The organism is Streptomyces violaceus (assembly GCF_036014075.1).
GTDB classification, from domain to species: domain Bacteria; phylum Actinomycetota; class Actinomycetes; order Streptomycetales; family Streptomycetaceae; genus Streptomyces; species Streptomyces violaceus.
In genome coordinates this window covers 2,452,064-2,473,828 of sequence record NZ_CP107911.1, presented here as the reverse complement: position 1 = coordinate 2,473,828, position 21,765 = coordinate 2,452,064, and the positions used below count along the sequence as shown (strand labels likewise).

The window sequence follows — 21,765 nt, the reverse complement described above, 5'->3', positions numbered from 1 at the left end:
GACTCCCCGCATGACCGAACCCAACCCGAAAGCCGACCTGCTCCGTTACCTCCAGGCCGCCCGCGACGCCCTGCTCTGGAAGCTCGAAGGGCTGTCCGAGTACGACGTCCGCCGCCCGCTCACGCCGACCGGAACCAACCTGCTGGGCCTGGTCAAGCACGTCGCCGGGGTGGAGCTGGGGTATTTCGGCGACACGTTCGGGCGGCCGTACTTCGTCGAGGAACCGCCCCCGCCCTGGTGGTACACGGAAGACGCCGAACCCAACGCGGACATGTGGGCCACCGCGGACGAGCCGCGTGAGCAGATCGCCGGGCTCTATCGCACGGCGTGGGCGCACTCGAACCGCACGATCGAGACGCTGGCACTGGACGCGACCGGTCACGTCCCGTGGTGGCCCGAGGAGCGCCGGGAGGTGACGCTGCACCACATCCTGGTCCGGGTGATCTCCGACACGCAGCGGCACGCCGGCCACGCCGACATCGTGCGCGAACTCATCGACGGCAGCGTCGGGCTGACGAAGAGCGGCGACAGCGTCCCGGAAGGCGACCGGGACCGGTGGGAGAACCACCGACGTCGGCTGGAGCGCGTCGCGCGGGAGGCCGATGACAGCTGATCCGGCTCTCGCGCCGCGGCGCAGGTGAAAGAGGGAGAAGGAGAAGAGGGAGGTCGGCCGCCCCGGAACAGGGGGGGAGTTCCGAGGCGGCCGTCCGGACCGGAACGTCGCGCGCCCCGGGGGGTTTGGGGCGGGCGACTGTCCGATCGGTGAGGAGATCCAGAGCCTCAGGCTCCGGTTGTGTGCGCGAGGGCACGACCAGGTCGAAGCTGGGGAGGCCCCGGCCTGATGTCACCCACAGTCCCCTGTGGGCGGGGGTGTATCTCTCATCTGGTGAGAACCTACGACAGGGTCTGGGCGGAGGACAGGCCGTAGGGCCGCCTGTCATCCACCTCGCACACCTTCTTCACACGCTCTGCCGCTCGCCGCCCCGGGAGCGGAACCGGGACGGCTCACCTGCCCCGACGGCGGCTCAGATGCGCGACTGCCGTGTCAGATACGGGCGAAGGCCTGCTCGATGATGTCGAGGCCCTCGTTCAGCAGGTCCTCGCCGATCACCAGCGGGGGCAGGAAGCGGAGCACATTGCCGTAGGTGCCACAGGTCAGGACCAGCAGGCCCTCCGCGTGGCAGGCCTTGGCGAGCGCGGCGGTCGCCTCCGGGTTCGGCTCCTTCGTGGCACGGTCCTTGACCAGCTCGATGGCGATCATCGCGCCGCGCCCGCGGACCTCGCCGATGACGTCGTACTTCTCGGCCATGGCGGTGAGGCGGGCCTTCATGACCGCCTCGATGTCCTTCGCCCTGGCGTTGAGGTCGAGCTCCTTCATCGTCTCGATGGAGCCGAGCGCACCGGCACACGCGACGGGGTTGCCGCCGTAGGTGCCGCCCAGGCCGCCCGCGTGCGCGGCGTCCATGATCTCGGCGCGACCGGTCACGGCGGCCAGCGGGAGACCGCCGGCGATGCCCTTGGCGGTGGTGATCAGGTCCGGGACGATCCCCTCGTCCTCACACGCGAACCACTGCCCGGTACGGCAGAAGCCGGACTGGATCTCGTCGGCGACGAAGACGATGCCGTTGTCCGAGGCGAACTGGCGGATCGCCGGCAGGAAGCCCTTGGCCGGCTCGATGAAACCGCCCTCGCCGAGCACCGGCTCGATGATGACGGCGGCCACGTTCTCCGCGCCGACCTGCTTGCTGATCTGGTCGATGGCCTGCGCGGCGGCCTCCGGACCGGCGTTCTCCGGGCCGGTCGGCCAGCGGTAGCCGTACGCCACCGGCACCCGGTAGACCTCCGGCGCGAACGGCCCGAAGCCGTGCTTGTACGGCATGTTCTTCGAGGTCAGCGCCATGGTCAGGTTGGTCCGCCCGTGGTAGCCGTGGTCGAACACGACGACCGCCTGGCGCTTGGTGTAGGAGCGGGCGATCTTGACGGCGTTCTCGACGGCCTCGGCGCCGGAGTTGAACAGGGCGCTCTTCTTGGCGTGGTCACCGGGGGTCAGCTCGGCGAGCGCCTCGGCGACCTCGACGTACCCCTCGTACGGCGTGACCATGAAACAGGTGTGGGTGAAGTCGGCGAGCTGGGCGGAGGCCCGGCGGACGACGGCCTCGGCGGAGGCGCCGACGGACGTCACGGCGATGCCCGAGCCGAAGTCGATGAGCCGGTTGCCGTCGACGTCCTCGATGATCCCGCCGCCCGCACGTGCCGTGAACACGGGCAGTACGGAGCCCACACCCTGCGCGACCGCGGCCGTGCGGCGGGCCTGCAGCTCCTGCGACTTCGGTCCGGGGATGGCGGTGACGACGCGGCGCTCCTGCGGAAGTGAGGTCATGCGGGGCTCCTGGGGTGGTGCGGATGGGGGTTCTGCGGACGCTTGGCTTCTTTTCTCGCAGGCTAGGGCGGGGAAAGGGGGGTGGGCATGCTCCATGTGGGCGTTGTCGGAGGGGCGGCTTGTCCGGGGTGGACATGGCGCTGTGGTGGGCTGCTGCCCACGCCCCGGCCGTGTAAGCGGTGAACTCCCCAGGGGAGGGCGTTAGATTGGCTCGCTGATGGTGGACGGAGCGGCTGGTCAGGGGGCAAGGGCGATGGACAGCGACGGGACGCCGGAGGCGCGGGGTACGCATGCGAACCCCGTACCGCGTCCGGCGGGGGCGCCGGAGGTGCCCGCGGTGCCACCGAACGGCCCCGGCGAGCCACCGGGCGGCCGGAGCGCGCCCCCGGGCGGACCGGCCGTGCCGCCCCGGCCCACGCGGGCGCCCGGGGCCCCGCCGGTGCCCGACGGCTCGTCCTTCATGACGTGGCTGCGCACGCCCCGGCCCGACGCGGCGCCGGGCGTCTGGCGGTTCGGCCACCGGCCGCGGCCCGCGGAGGAGCCCGAGGAGATCCCCACCCGGCAGTTGCTGAGCGGAGCGCTGATCGCCTTCCTGGTGGGATGGCTGATCTGGTCGCTGCTGCAGAACGGATACCTCGGCAACTGGTGGTGGGTGCCGTTCGACCTGATCATTCCCGACGCCTGGCGCGGCGGCGACAGCGATCTCGGCGAGACCGGCACGTTCATCGTGTACCAGGGGTACGAGCTGCTCGTCGCCCTGGGGATCATGGTCGGGGTGGCCCGGCTCGGCCGCTGGGGCGAGGTGTGGCGCCGCTTCGTCGCCCCCCGCTTCCGCCGGCCGGAGCCTCAGACGGCGCATCGGGATCCTCAGGACGACCCGGCCCAGTGGAACGAGCTCCGCGCGGCCGGAGCGGTCGACGCCGCCGAGCGGCTCGCCGCCGAGGCCCGCTCCGGGCTCATGCGGGACGTCGACCACGCCCGGATCCTCCGTGCCTGGCAGGGCGTGCGCACCGGGCGGCACAGCCTTGCCACCTTCAGTTCCACCGTCCTGCGGGACGGCGCGGCCGCCTGCCTCCACCCCTCCGGAGAGCGCGACCTGCCGGCGCGCCTCGCCCGGCACGACCTCGTCACCGGGCAGGTGCGGCTGGGGACCACCGTCGACGACACCCGTAACCCGTACGCCTACCGAGGCACGGGGCTCGGTCTGGGGCCCGATCTGCTCGGCACCTCGCTCGTGGCCGTCGGCCCGGCCGGCTCCGGCAAGACCGGTACCGTCGTCCGGCCGCTCGCCGAGTCGCTGTGTCTGCACGCCCTGGCCGGACGGGCCGCCGTGGTCGTGGTCGGAGGGGCGGGCGCGGGCCTCGGGCCGGCCGACGCGTACGACGTCGTCGTGCGGATCGGGAACCAGGACTCCGAGTACGACCTCGACCTGTACGGCGGGACCGCCGACCCGGACGAGGCCGCGGCCGTGCTCGCCGAGGCACTCGTCGGGGACCTCGCCGATCCGCACCCGGGCAGTGACACCCGGCGCTCCACGACCGTCCTCGCCCAGCTGCTCGGACCGTTCCGGGCCGTGCACGGGCGTTTCCCCTCCGTACCGGAGCTGCGGCAGCTCCTGGACGGGGCGCCCGGACCGTTCGCCGCGCTGCGGCAGGGGCTGCAGGACTCCGGGCAGGAGTCGCTGCTGCGGGAGCTCGACGCCCGGGAGCGGCAGATGGGGCAGCCCGGAGACGTCGGCGGGGTGCTCGCGGACCGGGTAGCGCTGCTGGACCGTCCCGCCTTCGCCTCGTTCTTCGACACGTCCGGGGCCACCCGGCCCTTCACCCTCAAGGCCCTCGACCACCCCGTGCGGGTGCGGATCGATCTGCCCGAGCGCGGGCACGCCGACGCCTCCCGGATGCTGGCGCGGCTGGTGCTCGCGCAGTTCTCGGCGAGTGTCGCGGTGCGCGAGGACCGGTCGCTGTTCGCCTGTCTGGTGCTGGACGACGCGACCGGCGTGGTGACCCCGGAGGGCGTGCGCGGCATCCAGCGGCTGCGCTCCGGCAACGCCGGTGTCGTGCTCACCCTGCGGACGCTGGACGACGTGGCCCGGCCGCTGCGCGGACCGCTGCTCGGGGCCACCGGATGCCGGATGGCGCTGTCGGGGGTCACACCCTGGGACGGGCAGGACTTCGCCGAGGTGTGGGGCAAGGAGTGGACCGAGGCCCGGGACGTCACCGACCGGCAGATCATCGCCGAGACCCCGGCGGGCAAGGCCGTGCACATGCTGCGCCGGGTGATCACCGGCAAGGCCCCGACCGCGCGGGCGGTGACCGTGCGGCAGGTCGAGCGGGAGCGCTGGTCCGCGTCCGAGCTGGCGCACGGCGTACCGGCGGGGCACGCGGTGCTGTCGCTGACCGATGTGAAGGGCGAGCACGCGCCGCCGCTGCTGGTGGATCTTCGGGGCTGACCTCTACGAGCCGGTGCGGTACGCGAGGACCGTACGGTGAGGCAGAATCATCACAGGTCGTTCATACGCGGCGGCCAAATGAGCACAAAGATCACACAGCACCGCACAGCCCTGACGCAGACATGAAGGCCTCATGCCCCCGACGCTCGCCTCGCTCGTCCACCACTCCGCGCTGAAACTGACCGTGCGGGCGGGCGAAGACCGCCTCGACGTGCCGGTGCGCTGGGCACACGTCAGCGAGCTGGCCGACCCCGTGCCCTACATGGAGGGCGGGGAACTGCTGCTGATCACCGCGCTCAAGCTGGACGCCGAGGACCCGGAGGCCATGCGCCGCTACGTGCGGCGGCTGGCCGGGGCCGGGGTGGTCGGGCTCGGCTTCGCCATAGGCGTCAACTACGAGGAGACGCCCAAGGCGCTCGTCGACGCGGCCGGGGAAGAGGGCCTGCCGCTGCTGGAGGTGCCGCGCCGCACCCCCTTCCTGGCCATCAGCAAGGCCGTGTCCGCCGCGATCGCCGCCGACCAGTACCGGGCCGTCACGGCCGGGTTCGCCGCCCAGCGCGAGCTGACCCGGCAGGCGCAGACCGGCGGGCCGGAAGGGCTGCTGTCCGCACTGGCCTCGCAGGTGGACGGGTGGGCGGCGCTGTACGACGCCTCGGGCGCCGTCGTCGCCACGGCACCGGAGTGGGCCGGGCGGCGGGCCGCGCGGCTCACCGGCGACGTCGAGCGGCTGCGGGAGCGGCCCGCGCCCGCCTCCTCGGTGGTCGGCGGGCCGGAGAACGAGGACCGGGTCGAGCTGCACACCATCGGCACGGGCCGGCGCCCTCGCGCGGCCCTCGCGGTCGGTACGGCCGCCGCCCTCGGCACCGCCGAGCGCTACGCCGTCCACTCGGCCATAGCGCTGCTGACCCTGACCACGGAACGCTCCCGGTCCCTGCAGGCCGCCGAGCAGCGGGTCGGCGCGGCGGTGCTGCGCATGCTGCTGGCCGGGGAGCCGGACCACGCGCGTACGGTCGCCGGGGACCTGTACGGCGGGCTGCTGGACGCGCCGTTCCGGATGCTGGTCGCGGAGCGGGTACCGGTCTCGGCGTCGGCCGCGCTGGCCCGTGCCGAGGCCCGGGCGGGCGTCCCGGCCGTGGACCGGCCGTCGGCCGCCGCGCTCGCCGCCGCCGACACCGGCGGCGACCCCCTCGCGGCGCTCGCCGACGTCATGGAGTCCGCCGCGGCCCGGGCCGGCGAGGCCGTCCTGGTGGTGCCTGAGGGGGAGCGGCTGGTGGTGCTGGCCGCGGACCGCGGTGCCGCCGCAGCGGCCTGCGGGGAGTACGCGGCCGCCCTGGAGACGGCCCGGGCCGGCAGACGCGAGAAGGCGCCGCGTGGCGAGGAGGACGGGCTGGTCGTGGGCCTGTCGGCACCGGCCGGGCCCATCGCCGCCTCCGCCGCCTACAAGCAGGCCGAGCAGGCCCTGTCGGTGGCGCGGCGGCGCGGACGCGTCCTGGTGGAGCACGAGCAGATGGCGGCCGGATCCGTGCTGCCGCTGCTGGCGGACGACGCGGTACGGGCCTTCGCCGACGGGATGCTGCGGCCGCTGTACGAGCACGACGCCACGGGCCGCGGCGACCTCGTCGCCTCCCTGCGCGCCTGGCTGTCCCGGCACGGCCAGTGGGACGCGGCGGCGGCCGACCTCGGCGTCCACCGGCACACCCTGCGCTACCGCATGCGCCGCGTCGAGGAGATCCTCGGCCGGTCCCTGGACGACCCGGACGCGCGGATGGAGCTCTGGCTGGCCCTCAAGGCGACGACCACGGAACCGGCCCCGTCTGCCAAACCGTAGTGTTCGCGGCCGGCACTGCTACACCCCGGACAAACGCTCTCCGGCCACCCCGCCCCTACCGTGGGAACCCGCAGCACAGGAACCACCCCCGACGCCGAAGGGCCGGAACTGAGATGACTTCCACCCACGCCTTCTGGCTCGCCGGCCGCCAGGCCACCGGCGAGGACACCTTCGACGTCCGCTCCCCGTGGGACGGGCGGCTCGTCGGCCGGGTGAGCGTGCCGACGGACGCGCAGGTCGAGGAGGCCGTGGCCGCCGCGTACGCCGTGCGGGACGAGTTCGCCGCCACTCCAGCCCATGTGCGGGCCGCCGCCCTGGACCACGTCAGCAAGCGCCTCGTCGAGCGCACCGAGGAGATCGCCCGGCTGATCTCCGCCGAGAACGGCAAGCCGCTCAAGTGGGCGCGCGGCGAGGTCGGACGGGCCGTGTCCGTCTTCCGGTTCGCCGCCGAGGAGGCCCGGCGCTTCAACGGCGGTGAGGCCCAGCGCCTCGACACCGACCTGGGCGGCCAGGGGCGGCTCGCCCTCACCCGCCGCTTCCCGAAGGGCGTCGTGCTGGGCATCGCGCCCTTCAACTTCCCGCTCAACCTCTGCGCCCACAAGATCGCCCCGGCCATCGCCGCCGGCGCGCCGATCATCCTGAAGCCGGCCCCGGCCACCCCGCTGTCCGGCCTGATCATCGGCGACCTGCTGGCCGAGACCGAGCTGCCGGCGGGCTCCTGGAGCGTCCTGCCCGTCGCCAACGACAAGATGCCGGCCCTCGTGCGGGACGAGCGCCTGCCCGTCATCTCCTTCACCGGTTCCGAGAAGGTCGGCTACGCGATCATGGACTCGGTGCCGCGCAAGCACTGCACCCTGGAGCTGGGCGGCAACGGCGCGGCCGTCGTCCTCGCCGACTGGGCGAGCGACGAGGACCTGGACCGGGCGGCGCAGCGCATCGCCACCTTCTCCAACTACCAGGGCGGCCAGTCCTGCATCTCCGTCCAGCGCGTCATCGCCGACGCCTCGGTGTACGACCGGCTGCTGCCGCGCGTCGTCGCCGCCGTCGAGGCCCAGGTCACCGGTGACCCGGGCGACGACGCGACCGACGTCGGCCCGCTGGTCAGCGAGGACGCCGCCAAGCGCGTCGAGACGTGGGTCCAGGAGGCCGTGGACGCCGGTGCCGCGCTGCTCACCGGCGGTAAGCGCGACGGCGCCTCGTACGCGCCTACCGTCCTGGCCGACGTACCGGCCGATGTCACGATCTCCTGCGAGGAGGTCTTCGGACCCGTCCTCACCGTGCAGAAGGTGAACGGCGAGGCCGAGGCCTTCGCCGCCGTCAACGACTCCAAGTACGGCCTCCAGGCGGGCGTCTTCACGCACGACCTCCAGACCGCCTTCCGTGCCCACCGGGCCCTGGAGGTCGGCGGTGTCGTCGTCGGCGACGTGCCGTCCTACCGTGCCGACCAGATGCCGTACGGCGGCGTCAAGCAGTCCGGCGTGGGCCGCGAGGGCGTGCGGTTCGCGATGGAGGACTACACCTACGAGCGCGTGCTGGTCCTGACCGGAATCGACCTCTAGCTCATGGGAACCATTTTCATATAGGCTCCCCGAAGAGGCCCGGCACCGATGCCTTCCGGTGCCGGGCCCCTTCTGTGCGCCGGCCTGCTCCGGACCCTCAACCGGAGAAGCCGACGTGCGCGAGCCGCAGCGGGCCGCGCAGCCTGAGGCGGACGTCGTGCACGCCCGCGGCGGCGACGGACGCGCCGAGGGAGACGTAGTCGTAAGGGCCCGAGGTCGGGGCGCTCGGCGACAGCACCGCGAGGGCACGGCCGCCGTCGAGGGACAGCTCGACCGTGCCCTCGCCGGCCACCTCCACCGTCACCTCGCTGATGCCGCGTCCGAAGTCGCAGTCGCGGTAGACCAGCTCACCCGTGGTTCCGCCCGCCGGCGTCACCGCGTCGCCCGACACCTTCGTCCGGTCGACGATCTCGATGCCGCTCTGCTCGTCGAAACCGGCCGCGGCGAGACCGCCCGCGACGACCGGGCGCGGCAGGGTGGGCTCGCCCTCCAGCGTGACGGTCGTCCGCAGCCGTACGTCCTCGCTCGAGGCCCCGGCCAGCAGCTCGTAGGCGCCCGGCTCCACGCGCCACCGGTCCTGGGCCACGTCCCAGAACGCGAAGGCGGACAGCGGGACCTCGAAGCTCAGCTCCGTGGTGGCGCCCGGGGCGAGGGCGACGCGGCGGTGGCCGAGCAGCTCGCGGCGCGGACGCGGCACAGACGGGTCGACGGCCCGCGTGTAGAGCTGGGCGACCTCGTCGGCGGTGACGTCACCGGTGTTCGTGACCGAGAACGAGACATGCAGCGTGCCCTCCTCGGCCCGGGTCGTCAGGCCGTCGTACGCGAACGACGAGTACGACAGGCCGTGCCCGAACGGGAACAGGGGCGTGCCCTCGAAGTACAGATACGTCTGGCGGGCGCCGATCACGTCGTAGTCGAGGAGGCCGGGCAGGTCGGCGTCTCCGGCGTACCAGGTCTGCGGCAGGCGGCCGGCGGGGGAGACGTCGCCCGCCAGCACACGGGCCAGGGCGGTGCCGGCCGCCTGGCCGCCGTGCGCCGTCCACAGCACGGCCGGGAGGGTGGCCGGGTCGACGGCGTACGGGTAGGCGGAGACCAGGGCCAGCACGGTCGCCGGGTTCGCCGCGCGGGCGGCCCGCAGCAGCCGCTCCTGGTGCTCCGGCAGCCGCAGGGTCGTACGGTCCTCCGTCTCACGGCCGTTGATGTGCGGGTCGTTGCCCGCGACCACCACGACCACGTCGGCCGCCGCGGCGGCCCGCGCCACCGCGTCCTCGCCGCGCCCGGCGACGACCAGCTCGAACACCTCGGGATCTTCCTCGGCAACCTTCACGCCGTCGGCGGAGACACACACGTGGCGACCCGTCCCCAGGTGCTTCAGGAGGTGCCCGTTCTCGTGCGGTTCCAGGCGGAACGTCTCCTGGACGATCCAGCCGCCCGGCTGGTCGGCGGAGGCGCGGACCCGGCCGTCCTCGGCGACCGAGAGGTAGCGGCCGTCGGGTGCGCGCAGTGTCAGGACGCCCTCGCCCCAGTCGACCAGCGCCAGTTCGGTGCCGGTCGCGTCGGTGGTGAGCGGGGGCAGGTCCGTGCGGCCCGCGAGCAGCGCCGGGTCGAGCGCGCCCTCGGCACCGCGCACCTCGTCGGCGGCGTCCGCCACGACCGGCACGTGCAGGAACGCGCCCGAGGAGGTCTTCAGCCGGACCCGGTCCACGCCCTCCGCGAACTCCACCCGCTCCGCGCCGAACCGCTCGTACAGGCCCTCCAGCGGGGTCGAGCGGTGCAGGAGCGTGCCGCTGTACCAGTCGAGCTTGCACTCGTCGGCGAGCAGCCCGACCACGGCGATCCGGGTGTCCGGGGCGAGCGGCAGCACCCCGTCGTTCTTCAGCAGCACCACCGCCTGCTCGGCCGCCTCCCGCGCGAGGGCACGGTGCGCCGGGGAGTCGAACTCGCAGGTGGCATCGTGCGGGTCGTACTCCGGGTCGAACTCGCCGAGGCGGAAGCGGACCGAGAGCTGGCGGCGGACGGCCGTGTCGAGGTCGGCCTCGGCCAGCAGACCGCGCTCCAGGGCGCCGCGCAGGCGGCCGGTCATCTGCGAGGAGTCCGTGCCGTGGTCGGTGAAGCTGTCGACGCCCGCGACGAGGGAGGCCGCGGTGGCCTCCTCGTGGGTGTCGAAGTAGTGCTCGGAGTCGACCAGGTTGCTCGGCGCGCCCGCGTCCGAGCAGACCAGCAGCTCCTCGTCGGTCCAGGCCCGCAGGTGCTCGCCCAGGTACGGGGAGACGTGGTTGGGGCGGCCGTTGACCAGGTTGTACGCGGGCATCACCCCGGCCACCGCGCCCGCCTCGACGGTCTCGCGGAAGGCCCGCAGGTCGTACTCGTGCAGCACGCGCGGGCGCACCGAGCTCGACGTCGTCGACCGGTCCGTCTCGTTGTTGTGGGCGAGCCAGTGCTTCAGCACGGGCGCGGTGCGCCAGTAGGTGGGGTGGTCGCCGCGCAGACCGTGCGTGTAGGCGGTGGCGATCGCCGAGGTGAGCTTCGGGTCCTCCGAGTAGCCCTCCTCGTTGCGGCCCCACAGGGGGTGGCGCAGCAGATTGACCGTCGGCGCCCAGACGTTGAGCCCGACGCGCTCGTCCTTGGCGCGCATCGCGCGGACCTCCTTGGACACCGCGTCGCCGACCCGTCGCACCAGCTCCGGGTTCCAGGTGGCGCCGAGGCCGACCGCCTGCGGGAACACCGTCGCCGGGCCCATCCACGCCACGCCGTGCAGGGCCTCCTGGCCGGTGCGGAAGGCGGCGATGCCGAGCCGCTCGACGCCGGGCGCGAACTGGTGCAGGAAGGCGGTCTTCTCCTCCCGTGTGAGCCGCGACAGGAGGTCGTCGATCCGCTTCGCGAACGGCAGGCGCGGATCGCGGAACGGCGGCGTGGGCGGCGTGTGTGCGGTCACGTGGGATTCCCTTTGCGATGGAGCGGCGAGACGCTTTCGAAGCGCTTCGATGCTGGTTCGACGTGGGGTCGGGTGTCAAGACACCTCGGCGCAACAACTCCGACCCTGCGGCGCCATTCCAAGCTCCATTTGCGTCAGGTCGCGATCGTGCACACCCCCGGAGAATCTTGGAATCGCCCCTTGTGCACCCCTGGGTGTTCACTTAATCTCGCAGCAACATCGAAGCGCTTCGACTGTGAAGTCCGCCACCCACTGGTGCGCATTCCTCGTCACTCGTCGGAGTATCGCTTCGGCTCAGCCAGTTCCACTCGAGACACCGCAGCCGACGGCCCTCCGCCGGGTGTCCTGGTGTGCCATGAAGGGTTGACGCAATGACGCCGAACGCCGCCTCCGCCTCCTCCGGACCGAGCCGGAGATCCTTCCTCGCCTCCACAGCGGTAGCCACCGCAGCGGTGGCGGGCGGGATGCCGCTGCTCGCCGCGTGCGGCGGCGGGCAAGAGGGACAGAAGGACGGGGCAACGTCGGGCAAGAAGGCCGCGAAGATCCTCCCGGCCTACGTCGCGTCGAACGTCGTGACCCCGGACATCCCCTCGAAGAACGGCTCGCCGGTCGGCTTCACCAAGGCGATCGCGGCCGCCGAGCTGAAGACCTCGGTGGCGCAGAAGCTGGGCAGCGGCGGCAAGCTGACCATCATGGCCCCCTACTGGGGCGCCCCGCCCAAGGGCGACAACCCGTACTACACGGCCATGAACAAGGCCATCGGCGTGGACATCACCTGGCAGAACCAGGACGGCGTCACCTACGACCAGAAGCTCGGCGCGATCCTCGCCTCCAGCGACATCCCCGACGCCGTGGTGGTGCCCGACTGGAACCTGACGGGCCGAATACCCACCGCGATCAACGCCAAGTTCGCCGACCTCGGCCCGTACCTGTCCGGCGACAAGGTCAAGGACTACCCGAACCTCGCGGCGGTGCCCTCCGACGCGTGGCAGCGAGGCATCTTCGGCGGCCAGCTCCGCGCGATCCCGATGCCGACCTCCTACGTCACCGGCATGGCGGCCATGTACCGCAAGGACATCTTCGACAAGGAGGGCTACGCCGTCCCGAAGAGCCCCGAGGAGTTCCTGTCCTGGGCGAAGGAGGCGACCCGGGCCAAGTCGAAGGTCTGGGCCTGCGACGACATGAAGTGGTCGGCCCTGCAGATCTTCGGTGTCCAGCCGGGCGGCGACAAGGCGCTGTGGTGGAACATGGAGGACGGCAAGCTCGTCAACCGCATCGAGACCGAGCAGTACCTGGAAGCCCTGGAGTGGACGCGCAAGCTCTACGCGGCGAAGGTGGTCCACCCGGACGCGGTCTCGGGCAAGGCGGGCGGCAGCGCGGCCAACCGCTTCACCGCGGGACAGGTTCTGGTCTACAACAACAACATCTCCGACTGGTGGGGCAAGACCGCCGAACAGCGGACCCAGAACCCCGACTTCGAGATGGGCGTGTTCGACGTTTTCGGGCCTGACGGGGGCGATCCCACGCTCTGGGCCGGCCAGCCGGGCGGCATGTTCACTTTCATCAGCAAGAAGGCGAGCAAGCAGCAGATCAAGGACTTCCTCGCGCTCTGCAATTTCTGCGCCGCTCCCTACGGCACCAAGGAGTTCATGCTCACCGCCTACGGCGTCGAGGGCACCGACTACACGGTGAAGAACGGCCTGCCGACCAAGACGCAGCAGGGCATCAACGAGGTCAGCAGCACCTACGACCTCACGGGCAACCCCGCACCGTACGTCGCCTACCCCGACTTCCCGGACATCACCCGGGGCATCGTCGAGTGGCAGCAGCGCATGGGTGCTTTCACCAAGAAGTCCACCTTCTACGGGCTGACCGTCACCGAGCCCAACCGCTGGGCCAACCTCGCCGACGACTTCGAGCAGCTCGAGGACGACGTGGTGCGCGGCCGGAAGAAGATCAGCGACGTGCAGCAGGCCGTGGCCGACTGGAGGAAGAAGGGCGGCGACGACCTGCGCGACTGGTACAAGAAGCTGCTCGACGACAACGGCTCGGCGAACTGATCCGGGGCTCAGGCAAGGAGACAGCCGTGTCCAACAGCACGGTGCCTCGGGAGACGACCGAGGCAAAGACCCCCGCGAGGACTCCGGCGGCGTCCGGCGGCGCCGCCGGACGCCGGGCCCGCGGCGAGAAGAAGAACTCGGGCAAGCTGAGCCTGAAGCTCAGATTCAGGCGTGACCGCACGCTGATCCTCATGACACTGCCGGCGGTCCTGCTGATCCTGGTCTTCAACTACATACCGATCCTCGGCAATGTGGTGGCCTTCCAGGACTACGACCCGTACGCCGGCGACAACGGCTTCGTCGCCATCTTCAACAGCCCCTGGATCGGCTTCGAGCAGTTCGAGCGGATCTTCGCCGACTCGGCCTTCTGGCATGCGGTGCAGAACACCCTGGTGCTGTTCTTCCTGCAGCTGGTGCTCTACTTCCCGATCCCCATCCTGCTCGCGCTGCTCATCAACAGTGTGGTCAGGCCCCGGGTGCGGGCGGTCGCCCAGGCGGTCATGTACCTGCCGCACTTCTTCTCCTGGGTCCTCGTCGTCACCGTCTTCATGCAGATCTTCGGCGGCGCCGGGATCATCGCCCAGACCCTGCGCCAGCACGGCTACGAGGGCTTCGACGTGATGACCGACCCGGAGGTCTTCAAGTACCTGGTCACGGCCCAGACCGTCTGGAAGGACGCGGGCTGGGGCATCATCGTCTTTCTCGCCGCTCTCTCCTCGGTCTCGGGCGACCTGTACGAGGCCGCCGCCATGGACGGCGCCGGGCGCTGGCGGCGGATGTGGCACATCACGCTGCCCGCTTTGCGACCGGTGATCGCCCTCCTGCTCGTGCTGCGCGTCGGCGACGCCCTCACCGTCGGCTTCGAGCAGCTGCTCCTCCAACGACAAGCCGTGGGCGTAAACGCCTCGGAGGTCCTCGACACCTACGTGTGGTGGAACGGCATCCGCAACCAGGACTTCAGCTACGCCGCCGCCGCCGGGCTCATCAAGGGCGTGGTCGGGCTGGCGCTCGTACTGATCGCCAACAAGGTGGCCCATCTCATGGGCGAGCAGGGGGTGTACAAGAAGTGACCGCCGTCCTCGACACTCCGCCCGACGACGCGCCGCGCGTCCCGAAACCGAGCCGCTGGGCGGCCCCGCCCCGCCCCGTCTGGGAGGAGCCGCCCAACAGGGCCGGACTGGCCGGCAAGGGCATCGCCCTGACCCTGGCCTGCCTGGCCATCCTCTTCCCGCTGTGGATCGTCATCGTCACCAGCCTCCAGTCGAAGAAGACCATCGACGAGGCCGGCGGCCTGGTGGTGATCCCCAAGGGCATCACCTTCATCGCCTACCAGGAACTCCTCAGCGGCGGCCAGGTCCAGAAGGCCGCCCTGGTGAGCATCGGCGTGACCGTGGTCGGCACGCTGTTCAGCATGACGGTGTCGGTCCTGTGCGCGTACGGCCTGTCGCGCAGCGGGTCGCTTGGCCACCGCGGAATGCTGATGACACTGCTGGCGACGATGTTCTTCGGGGCCGGCCTCATCCCCACCTACCTGCTGGTGCAGGCCCTCGGCCTGACGGACACCTATCTGGCACTGATCCTGCCCAGCGCCGTCAGCGTCTTCAACATCCTGGTGCTGCGCGCGTTCTTCATGAACATCTCCCAGGAGCTGATCGACAGCGCCCGCATCGACGGTGCCGGCGACTGGCGGATCCTGTGGAAGATCGTTCTGCCGCTCTCCCGGGCGGTCCTCGCGGTGATCGGCCTCTTCTACGCCGTGGGCTACTGGAGCGCCTGGTTCAACGCGTCGATCTACCTGACCGACCAGGAGATGATGCCGCTGCAGAACGTGATGATCCAGCTGGTGCAGATGCAGCAGCGTCCGGTGGGCCTCCAGGCGCAGATCAACACCGGCCAGCTCTCGCCGCTCGCGATCCAGATGGCGGTGATGGTGATGGCTCTGCTGCCGGTGGCCGTGCTCTCCCCCTTCGTCCAGAAGCACTTCAAGAAGGGCATGCTCACGGGGGCCGTCAAGGGGTGACGCCTCTTGAGTGACGTCTCGCCGTAGGACTGCTGGCTGTTCGCTGTCTGCGGCTGTGTTCGGGCTTGTCGCGCAGTTCCCCCCCGCCCCCAGAGAAGGGGCATCCACTCCTCCCCTTTGCATGAACCGAGGTATGTCATGAGCACGTTCCACCTCAGCAGACGCGCTGTGCTCGCCGGGACCGCCGCCACCGCCGCGGTCGTCTCCCTTCCGATGGTCCAGGGCAGCGCGCAGGCCGCCGCTCCCGCGGCCGCCGCGGGGACCGCCTACCGCTGGCGCAATGCCGTCCAGGGCGGCACGGGTTTCGTCACCGGCGTTCTCTTCCACCCCTCCGTCCGCGGACTCGCCTACGCCCGTACCGACATAGGCGGTGCCTATCGCTGGGACGACCGGACCGACCGGTGGATCCCGCTGACCGACCACATCGGCTGGGACGACTGGAACCTGCTCGGTGTGGAGGCCATGGCCGTCGACCCGGCCCACCCGAACCGGCTGTACCTCGCCCTCGGGACGTACGCGCAGTCCTGGGCCGGCAACGGGGCCGTGCTGCGGTCCGAGGACCGTGGGGCCACCTGGAAACGCACCGACCTCACCGTGAAGCTCGGGGGCAACGAGGACGGGCGTGGCTGCGGGGAGCGGCTGCTCGTCGACCCGCGGGACAGCGACACCCTGTGGCTCGGGACCCGGCACGACGGACTGCTCAAGTCGACCGACCGGGGCGCCACCTGGAAGGCCATGAGCTTCCCGGCCGCGCCCAGCGCCACCGGCCAGGGCGTCACGATCCTCGTCGCGGCGGGCCGTACGGTCTACGCCGGCTGGGGCGACTCCGACGGTACGGCCGGCAAGCCCAGCCTGTACCGCACGTCCGACGGCACGACCTGGGAGGCCGTCCCGAAGCAGCCCGCCGGCACCGCCGCCAGGGTGCCGATCCGGGCCGCGTACGACCGGCACACACGCGAGCTGTACGTGACGTACGCCAACGCCCCGGGACCCAACGGCCAGTCCGACGGCAGTGTGCACAAGCTGCGGACGACGGACGGGAAGTGGACCGAGGTCACGCCGGTGAAGCCCGGCGGGGCGACGGAGGACGGCGGGACCGACTCCTTCGGGTACGGCGGTGTCGCCGTCGACGCCCGCCACCCCGGCACCGTCGTCGTCTCCACCAACAACCGCTGGGCGCTGGTCGACACCCTGTACCGGACCACCGACGGCGGCCGCACCTGGAAGTCCCTGAAGGACAAGGCCGTCCTCGACGTCTCCGAGACGCCCTACCTCAAGTGGGGCGGCGACCAGCCCAAGTTCGGCTGGTGGATCCAGGCCCTCGCCGTGGACCCGTACGACTCCAGGCATGTCGTGTACGGCACGGGCGCGACCCTCTACGGCACCCGCGACCTCAAGCGCTGGGCCCCGCAGATCCGTGGGCTGGAGGAGGCGTCCATACGCCAGCTGATCTCCCCTCCGGCCGGCGAGGCACACCTGATCAGCGGATCCGGCGACATCGGCGTGATGTACCACGAACGGCTCACCGCGTCCCCTTCGCGCGGCATGGCGTCCAACCCGGTCTTCGGTACGGCGACGGGGCTCGCACTGGCCGCGGCCAAGCCGTCGTACGTCGTACGGGCCGGGTGGGGGGACAACGGCAACGGCGCCTGCTCGAACGACGGAGGCAAGACCTGGGCGCCCTTCACGTCCCAGCCGCCCATGGCCAAGTCCGCGCCGGGGCCGATCGCCACCAACGCCGACGGCAGCGTGCTGCTGTGGTCCTTCGGCGCGGCCGACCCGGGCTACCGCTCGGCGGACAACGGTGCCACCTGGTCCGAGGTCGCCTCCTTCCCGAAGGGCGCCGTTCCGGTCGCGGACCCGGCCGACGCGACGCGCTTCTACGCCTTCGACACCACGACCGGGACGCTCCACGCCAGCACCGACAGCGGCAAGACCTTCAGCGCCCGCGCCACCGGCCTGAACTCGGGCGACACCGAGTTCCAGCTGACCGCCGCCCCGGGCCGCTCGGGCGACCTGTGGCTGAGCCTGAAGTGGAACGGGCTGTACCGCTCCACCGACGGCGGCGCGACCTTCAGCAAGGTCGGCAGCTGCTGGGCCTCGTACACCCTCGGCTTCGGCAAGGCCGCCGAGGGCGCCTCCTACCCGGCGGTCTACCTGGTCGGCTCCACGGAGAACATCACCGCCGTGTACCGCTCCGACGACGAGGCGAAGACCTGGACGCGGATCAACGACGACCAGCACCAGTGGGGCTGGATCGGCGCCGGCATCACCGGTGACCCGCGCGTGTACGGCCGGGTCTACATCGCCACCAACGGACGCGGCGTGCAGTACGGGGAGCCCGCCTGATGACCGCGAGGAAACAGCCCGGCCTGAGCGACGCCACCCGGGGCCGTCTCCTCTTCGGCGGCGACTACAACCCGGAGCAGTGGCCCGAGGAGACCTGGCACGAGGACGTCCGGCTGATGAAGGACGCCGGCGTCAACTCGGTCACCCTCGGCGTCTTCTCCTGGTCGAAGCTCGAACCGGAGCCGGGCACAAGGGAGTTCGGCTGGCTGGACACGCTGATGGACCTCATGCACGAGGGCGGCATCGGGGTCGTCCTCGCCACCCCCACCTCCTCGCCCCCGCCCTGGATGGGCCGGCTGCACCCCGAGACCCTGCCCGTCACCGAGGACGGCCGCACCGAGTGGTGGGGCGGCCGTCAGCACTTCTCGCACTCCAGCGCCACCTACCGGCGCTACGCCGCCGCCATTACCGAGGACCTGGCCGCCCGCTACGGCGCCCACCCGGCCCTGACGATGTGGCACATCAACAACGAGTACTGCACCTTCGACTACGGCGACGAGGCCGCCGCCTCCTTCCGGCGGTGGCTGCGCCAGAAGTACCGCACGCTCGACGCCCTCAACGAGGCCTGGGGCACCGCCTTCTGGAGCCAGGGCTACGACACCTGGGACGGCATCCTGCCGCCCCGTCTGCCCCACTACCTGCGCAACCCCGGCCAGGTCCTGGACTTCCGGCGCTTCACCTCCGACATGCTCCTGGAGTGTTACGTCGCCGAGCGGGACATCGTCCGGTGCCACACCCCGCACCTGCCGGTCACCAGCAACTTCATGCCGCTGTGGTTCGGCCAGGACGCCTGGCGCTGGGCGGGTGAGGAGGACGTCGTCTCCGTCGACCTCTACCCCGACCCGCGCGATCCGCTCGGCGCCCAGAACGGCGCCCTCGTCCAGGACATGACCCGCTCCCAGGCACGCGGGCCGTGGATGCTCATGGAACAGGCGGCCGGGCCGGTCAACTGGCGCGGTGTGAACCACCCCAAGCCCCGGGGCCTCAACCGGCTGTGGTCCCTGCAGGCCGTGGCCCGGGGCGCCGACGCCGTCTGCTACTTCCAGTGGCGGCAGTCCCGCCAGGGCGCGGAGAAGTTCCACTCCGGCATGGTCAGCCACGCCGGGGCGGAGGGCCGTACGTTCCAGGAGGTCAAGCAGCTCGGGGCGGACCTGGCGAGGATCGCCCCCGAGGTGACCGGCCGGCACATCACCGCGAAGGTCGCGGTCCTGCACGACTGGAACTCCTGGTGGGCCGGCGCCCAGGACGGCCGCCTGTCCAACCGGGTCGACTACCCGGACGTGCTGCGCGCCTGGCACCGGGCCCTCTGGCAGGCCCACCTCACCACCGACTTCGCCCACCCCGAACACGATCTGACGCCGTACCCGATGGTCGTCGTGCCCCAGCTGTACGCGCTCACCGACGCGGCGATCGACAACCTCCTCGCCTACGCCCGCGGCGGCGGCACCCTCGTCTGCGGTTTCCTGACCGGCGTAGCGGACGAGGACGACCGGGTGCGTCCCGGCGGCATGGACGCCCGGCTGCGGGAGCTCTTCGGCATCCGCACGCTGCACGAGTGGTGGCCGCTGGACGCGGGGGAGACCGTTGCCTGCGAGGGCTTCCGGGGCACGCTGTGGTCCGAGGAGATCGAGCCCGCGGACCCCGACGACACGACCCGCTACAAGGGCGGCGAACTGGACGGCATGCCCGCCGTCCTGCGCAAGGACCACGCCTGGTACCTCTCCACCCTCCCGGAGCCGGAGGCGCTGCGGGACCTGCTGGCCCGGATCGCCGACGGCGCGGGCGTCCGGCCGGTGCTCGACGGCCTTCCCGAGCAGGTGGAGGCCGTACGCCGGGGAGAGCTGCTGTTCCTGCTCAACCACGGCCGCGAGCCGGTGACCGTCGAGGTCCCCGGCACCCGCCACGACCTGCTGACGGGCACGGCCGTCACCGACCGGGTCACCCTCGGCCGCTACGAGGCGGCGGTGCTCCGGCCATGACCGCCTCCGCCCCCGTCCACGGCACGTGGGAGCCGCACCCGGCCGGCCGCTGGGAGGACGGCTTCCTGAGCGGCAACGGCCACCACGGCGCGCTTGTGCTCGGTGACCCGAACGACGAGCGGGTCGTCGTCACCCACCACACCTTGGTGCGGCCGGGCGGCAGGGATCCCCGGCCCCCGCAGCTCGCCGACGAGCTCCCCGCCCTCCAGGACCGCCTCCTGGCGGGCGACACGACCGCGGCCGAGAGCTTCACGGACGGACGGCCGCTCCAGTGGGTGCAGCCCTTCCACCCCGCCTTCCAGGTCCGGCTGCGCCGGCCGTCGGGCGACTGCCCCGGCCACCGGCGCGACGTCGACTTCACCACCGGTGTCGTGCGGGCGGTCTGCACCGGCTGGACCAGCCGCGTCTTCGTCTCCCGCGCCGACGACGTGATCGTCCAGCAGGTCACCGGGCCCGGCCTCACCCTCGACATCGACCTGGACCACCGGCTGCCCGGCGCCCCGGCCGGACTGGGCGTCGGCCACGGAGCCGTCCTCACCCCCGAGGGAGCCCAGCTGAGCCTGCGCGCCCGCTACCCGGACAGCGACCTGGCCTGCACCGGCGTCACCCTGGTCGCCGTCACGGGCGGCACGACGACCCTCGTGCCCCCCGGCGTGCACATCGAGGGCGCCCGGTCCGTGCTGCTCCTCACCCGGGTGCACCGGCACACCGGCGAACTGGACGTCGTCGCGCAGGGCCGCGCCCTGCGTGATCTGCCCATGGAGTACGACGAGCTCCTCGACCGCCACGTCGCCCTCCACCGCACCGCCTACGAGCGCGTCACCCTCGACCTGGCCGCCGACCCCGCCGAACGCGCTCTTCCGGGCTCCGAGTTGCTGCACCGGCCCCGCAGCGCGGCCCTGCTGGAACGCCTCTTCGCAGCCGGCCGCTACCACCTGCTGTCCGCCAGTGGGCTCTTCCCGCCCCGCCTGACCGGACTGTGGACCGGCGACTGGAACACGGCGTGGTCGGGGGCGTTCACCACCAACGCCAACCTCAACCTCCAGACCGCCTCGGCGGCTGCCGCGGCCCTCCCCGAGGTCACCGAGGCCCACGCCGCCCTGATCCACCGCCAGTTGCCGCACTGGCGGGAAAATGCCGGCGCGGTCTTCGGCGCCCGGGGTGTCGTCGCGCCCACACACACCGACGGCGAGTCGGGCCACACGTGCCACTTCGCCCGCGAGTACCCCCACCACCTGTGGACCGCCGGCGCCGACTGGCTGCTCAAGCCGCTCGTCGACCATGACGAGACCCACGGCACCCGCGATCCGCGCACCGCCGCCGCACTCGCCGAAGTCGCCCTGTTCTACGAGGACTTCCTGACCCGCACGGACGAGAACGGCCAGCTCGTCGTCGTCCCGTCCTACTCACCCGAGAACCGGCCCGCCAACGCGAGCTGGATCACCCTCAACGCGGCCATGGACCTCTCGGCGGCCCGCCACGCCCTGCGCACGGCCGCCTCCTACCATCCGGGCCCCGACGCCGACCGCTGGCACGCCCTCGCCGACCGCCTCCCGCCGCACCGGATCAACGCGGACGGGGCGCTGGCCGAATGGGCCTGGCCGGGCCTGGAGGACTCCTACGACCACCGTCACCTCAGCCACCTCTACGGCGTCTGGCCGCTCGACGAGATCACCCCCTACGACAGCCCCGAACTCGCCACGGCCGCCCACCGCGCCCTGGAACTGCGCGGCGCCGAGAACGACTCCGCGCACGGCCATCTGCACCACGCGCTCATCGCGGCCCGGCTCAGGGACGGCGACCGCGTCGCCCACGCCCTCGGCCAGGTTCTGGACGGCGACTTCTTCCACACCTCGCTGATGAGCGCCCACTACCCGAACCGTGACGTCTACAACGCGGACGCCGCGCACACCCTGCCCGCCGTACTGATCGAGATGCTCGTGCAGTCGACGCAGGACCGGCTGGTCCTGCTGCCCGCGCTTCCGGCGGCCTACCCCAGCGGCGCACTGCGCGGTGTGCGCACCCGCTTCGGGGCCGAGATCGACCTCACCTGGACCCAAGACGGCGCCGTCGCCGTCATCAGGCCGGGCCGCACCCACCGCGTCGAACTGCGGACTTCCACCGGCACAGAATCCCTCCACCTGGTCGCCGGAGAAGACCACGTCCTCACTTTGAGGGCGTGGTAGTTCCCCCCATCCCCCCACCC

Annotated in this window: 12 protein-coding genes and 1 pseudogene; 10 read left to right on the top strand and 3 right to left on the bottom strand. The window is 71.9% G+C overall.

Translation table 11 applies throughout. The annotated features are described in order from the left end of the window. Positions 1–10: 10 nt before the first annotated feature. Positions 11–613 carry a DinB family protein gene (locus OG542_RS10910; protein WP_328410287.1) on the top strand — a complete coding sequence of 201 codons (603 nt, stop codon included), beginning with the start codon at positions 11–13 and terminating at the stop codon, positions 611–613. A gap of 45 nt (positions 614–658) precedes the next feature. On the opposite strand, the pseudogene OG542_RS10905 reads toward OG542_RS10910, so the two are convergent. Together OG542_RS10905 and gabT are read right to left on the bottom strand one after the other, a co-directional pair. After that, positions 659–852, bottom strand: a pseudogene (locus tag OG542_RS10905) (phosphatase PAP2 family protein); the annotation flags it as partial. A 193-nt stretch (positions 853–1,045) separates the two neighbouring features. Further along, on the bottom strand, positions 1,046–2,380 hold the full coding sequence (gabT, locus tag OG542_RS10900) for a 4-aminobutyrate--2-oxoglutarate transaminase (RefSeq protein WP_328410285.1): 1,335 nt from the start codon (positions 2,378–2,380) through the stop codon (positions 1,046–1,048). 253 nt (positions 2,381–2,633) lie between these two features. Here gabT and OG542_RS10895 point away from each other — a divergent pair, with 253 nt between their 5' ends. From OG542_RS10895 to OG542_RS10885, 3 genes are all read left to right on the top strand, one after another. Next, a complete protein-coding gene (locus tag OG542_RS10895) occupies positions 2,634–4,829 on the top strand; it encodes an ATP-binding protein (protein ID WP_311127992.1) in 2,196 nt (731 codons plus the stop codon). 133 nt (positions 4,830–4,962) lie between these two features. Next, positions 4,963–6,657, top strand: a complete 1,695-nt coding sequence (locus OG542_RS10890; RefSeq protein ID WP_328343932.1) for a PucR family transcriptional regulator — start codon at positions 4,963–4,965, stop codon at positions 6,655–6,657. Between the two features lie 113 nt (positions 6,658–6,770). Next, positions 6,771–8,216 (top strand): aldehyde dehydrogenase family protein, encoded by a 1,446-nt coding sequence (locus OG542_RS10885; protein WP_328410283.1) that lies wholly within the window; start codon positions 6,771–6,773, stop codon positions 8,214–8,216. A 97-nt stretch (positions 8,217–8,313) separates the two neighbouring features. Here OG542_RS10885 and OG542_RS10880 read toward each other — a convergent pair whose 3' ends face one another. Continuing rightward, complete coding sequence (locus OG542_RS10880) at positions 8,314–11,151, bottom strand: glycoside hydrolase family 3 C-terminal domain-containing protein (protein WP_328410280.1); 2,838 nt, start codon at positions 11,149–11,151, stop codon at positions 8,314–8,316. Between the two features lie 371 nt (positions 11,152–11,522). Here OG542_RS10880 and OG542_RS10875 point away from each other — a divergent pair, with 371 nt between their 5' ends. The 6 genes from OG542_RS10875 to OG542_RS10850 all read left to right on the top strand — a co-directional run bounded on the left by OG542_RS10875 (position 11,523) and on the right by OG542_RS10850 (position 21,745). Beyond that, the gene (locus OG542_RS10875; RefSeq protein WP_328410278.1) at positions 11,523–13,211 is read left to right on the top strand and encodes an extracellular solute-binding protein; all 1,689 of its coding nucleotides are present in this window, start codon (positions 11,523–11,525) and stop codon (positions 13,209–13,211) included. A gap of 26 nt (positions 13,212–13,237) precedes the next feature. After that, positions 13,238–14,281 carry an ABC transporter permease gene (locus tag OG542_RS10870; protein WP_261680681.1) on the top strand — a complete coding sequence of 348 codons (1,044 nt, stop codon included), beginning with the start codon at positions 13,238–13,240 and terminating at the stop codon, positions 14,279–14,281. Further along, on the top strand, positions 14,278–15,231 hold the full coding sequence (locus OG542_RS10865; RefSeq protein ID WP_328410276.1) for a carbohydrate ABC transporter permease: 954 nt from the start codon (positions 14,278–14,280) through the stop codon (positions 15,229–15,231). The genes OG542_RS10870 and OG542_RS10865 overlap by 4 nt, the downstream gene beginning before the upstream one ends. A gap of 138 nt (positions 15,232–15,369) precedes the next feature. Beyond that, on the top strand, positions 15,370–17,580 hold the full coding sequence (locus OG542_RS10860; protein ID WP_328410274.1) for a WD40/YVTN/BNR-like repeat-containing protein: 2,211 nt from the start codon (positions 15,370–15,372) through the stop codon (positions 17,578–17,580). Continuing rightward, complete coding sequence (locus OG542_RS10855; protein WP_328410272.1) at positions 17,580–19,559, top strand: beta-galactosidase; 1,980 nt, start codon at positions 17,580–17,582, stop codon at positions 19,557–19,559. Before OG542_RS10860 ends, OG542_RS10855 begins: the two co-directional genes overlap by 1 nt. Continuing rightward, positions 19,556–21,745 (top strand): glycosyl hydrolase family 95 catalytic domain-containing protein, encoded by a 2,190-nt coding sequence (locus OG542_RS10850; RefSeq protein ID WP_328410270.1) that lies wholly within the window; start codon positions 19,556–19,558, stop codon positions 21,743–21,745. The genes OG542_RS10855 and OG542_RS10850 overlap by 4 nt, the downstream gene beginning before the upstream one ends. Positions 21,746–21,765 lie beyond the last annotated feature (20 nt).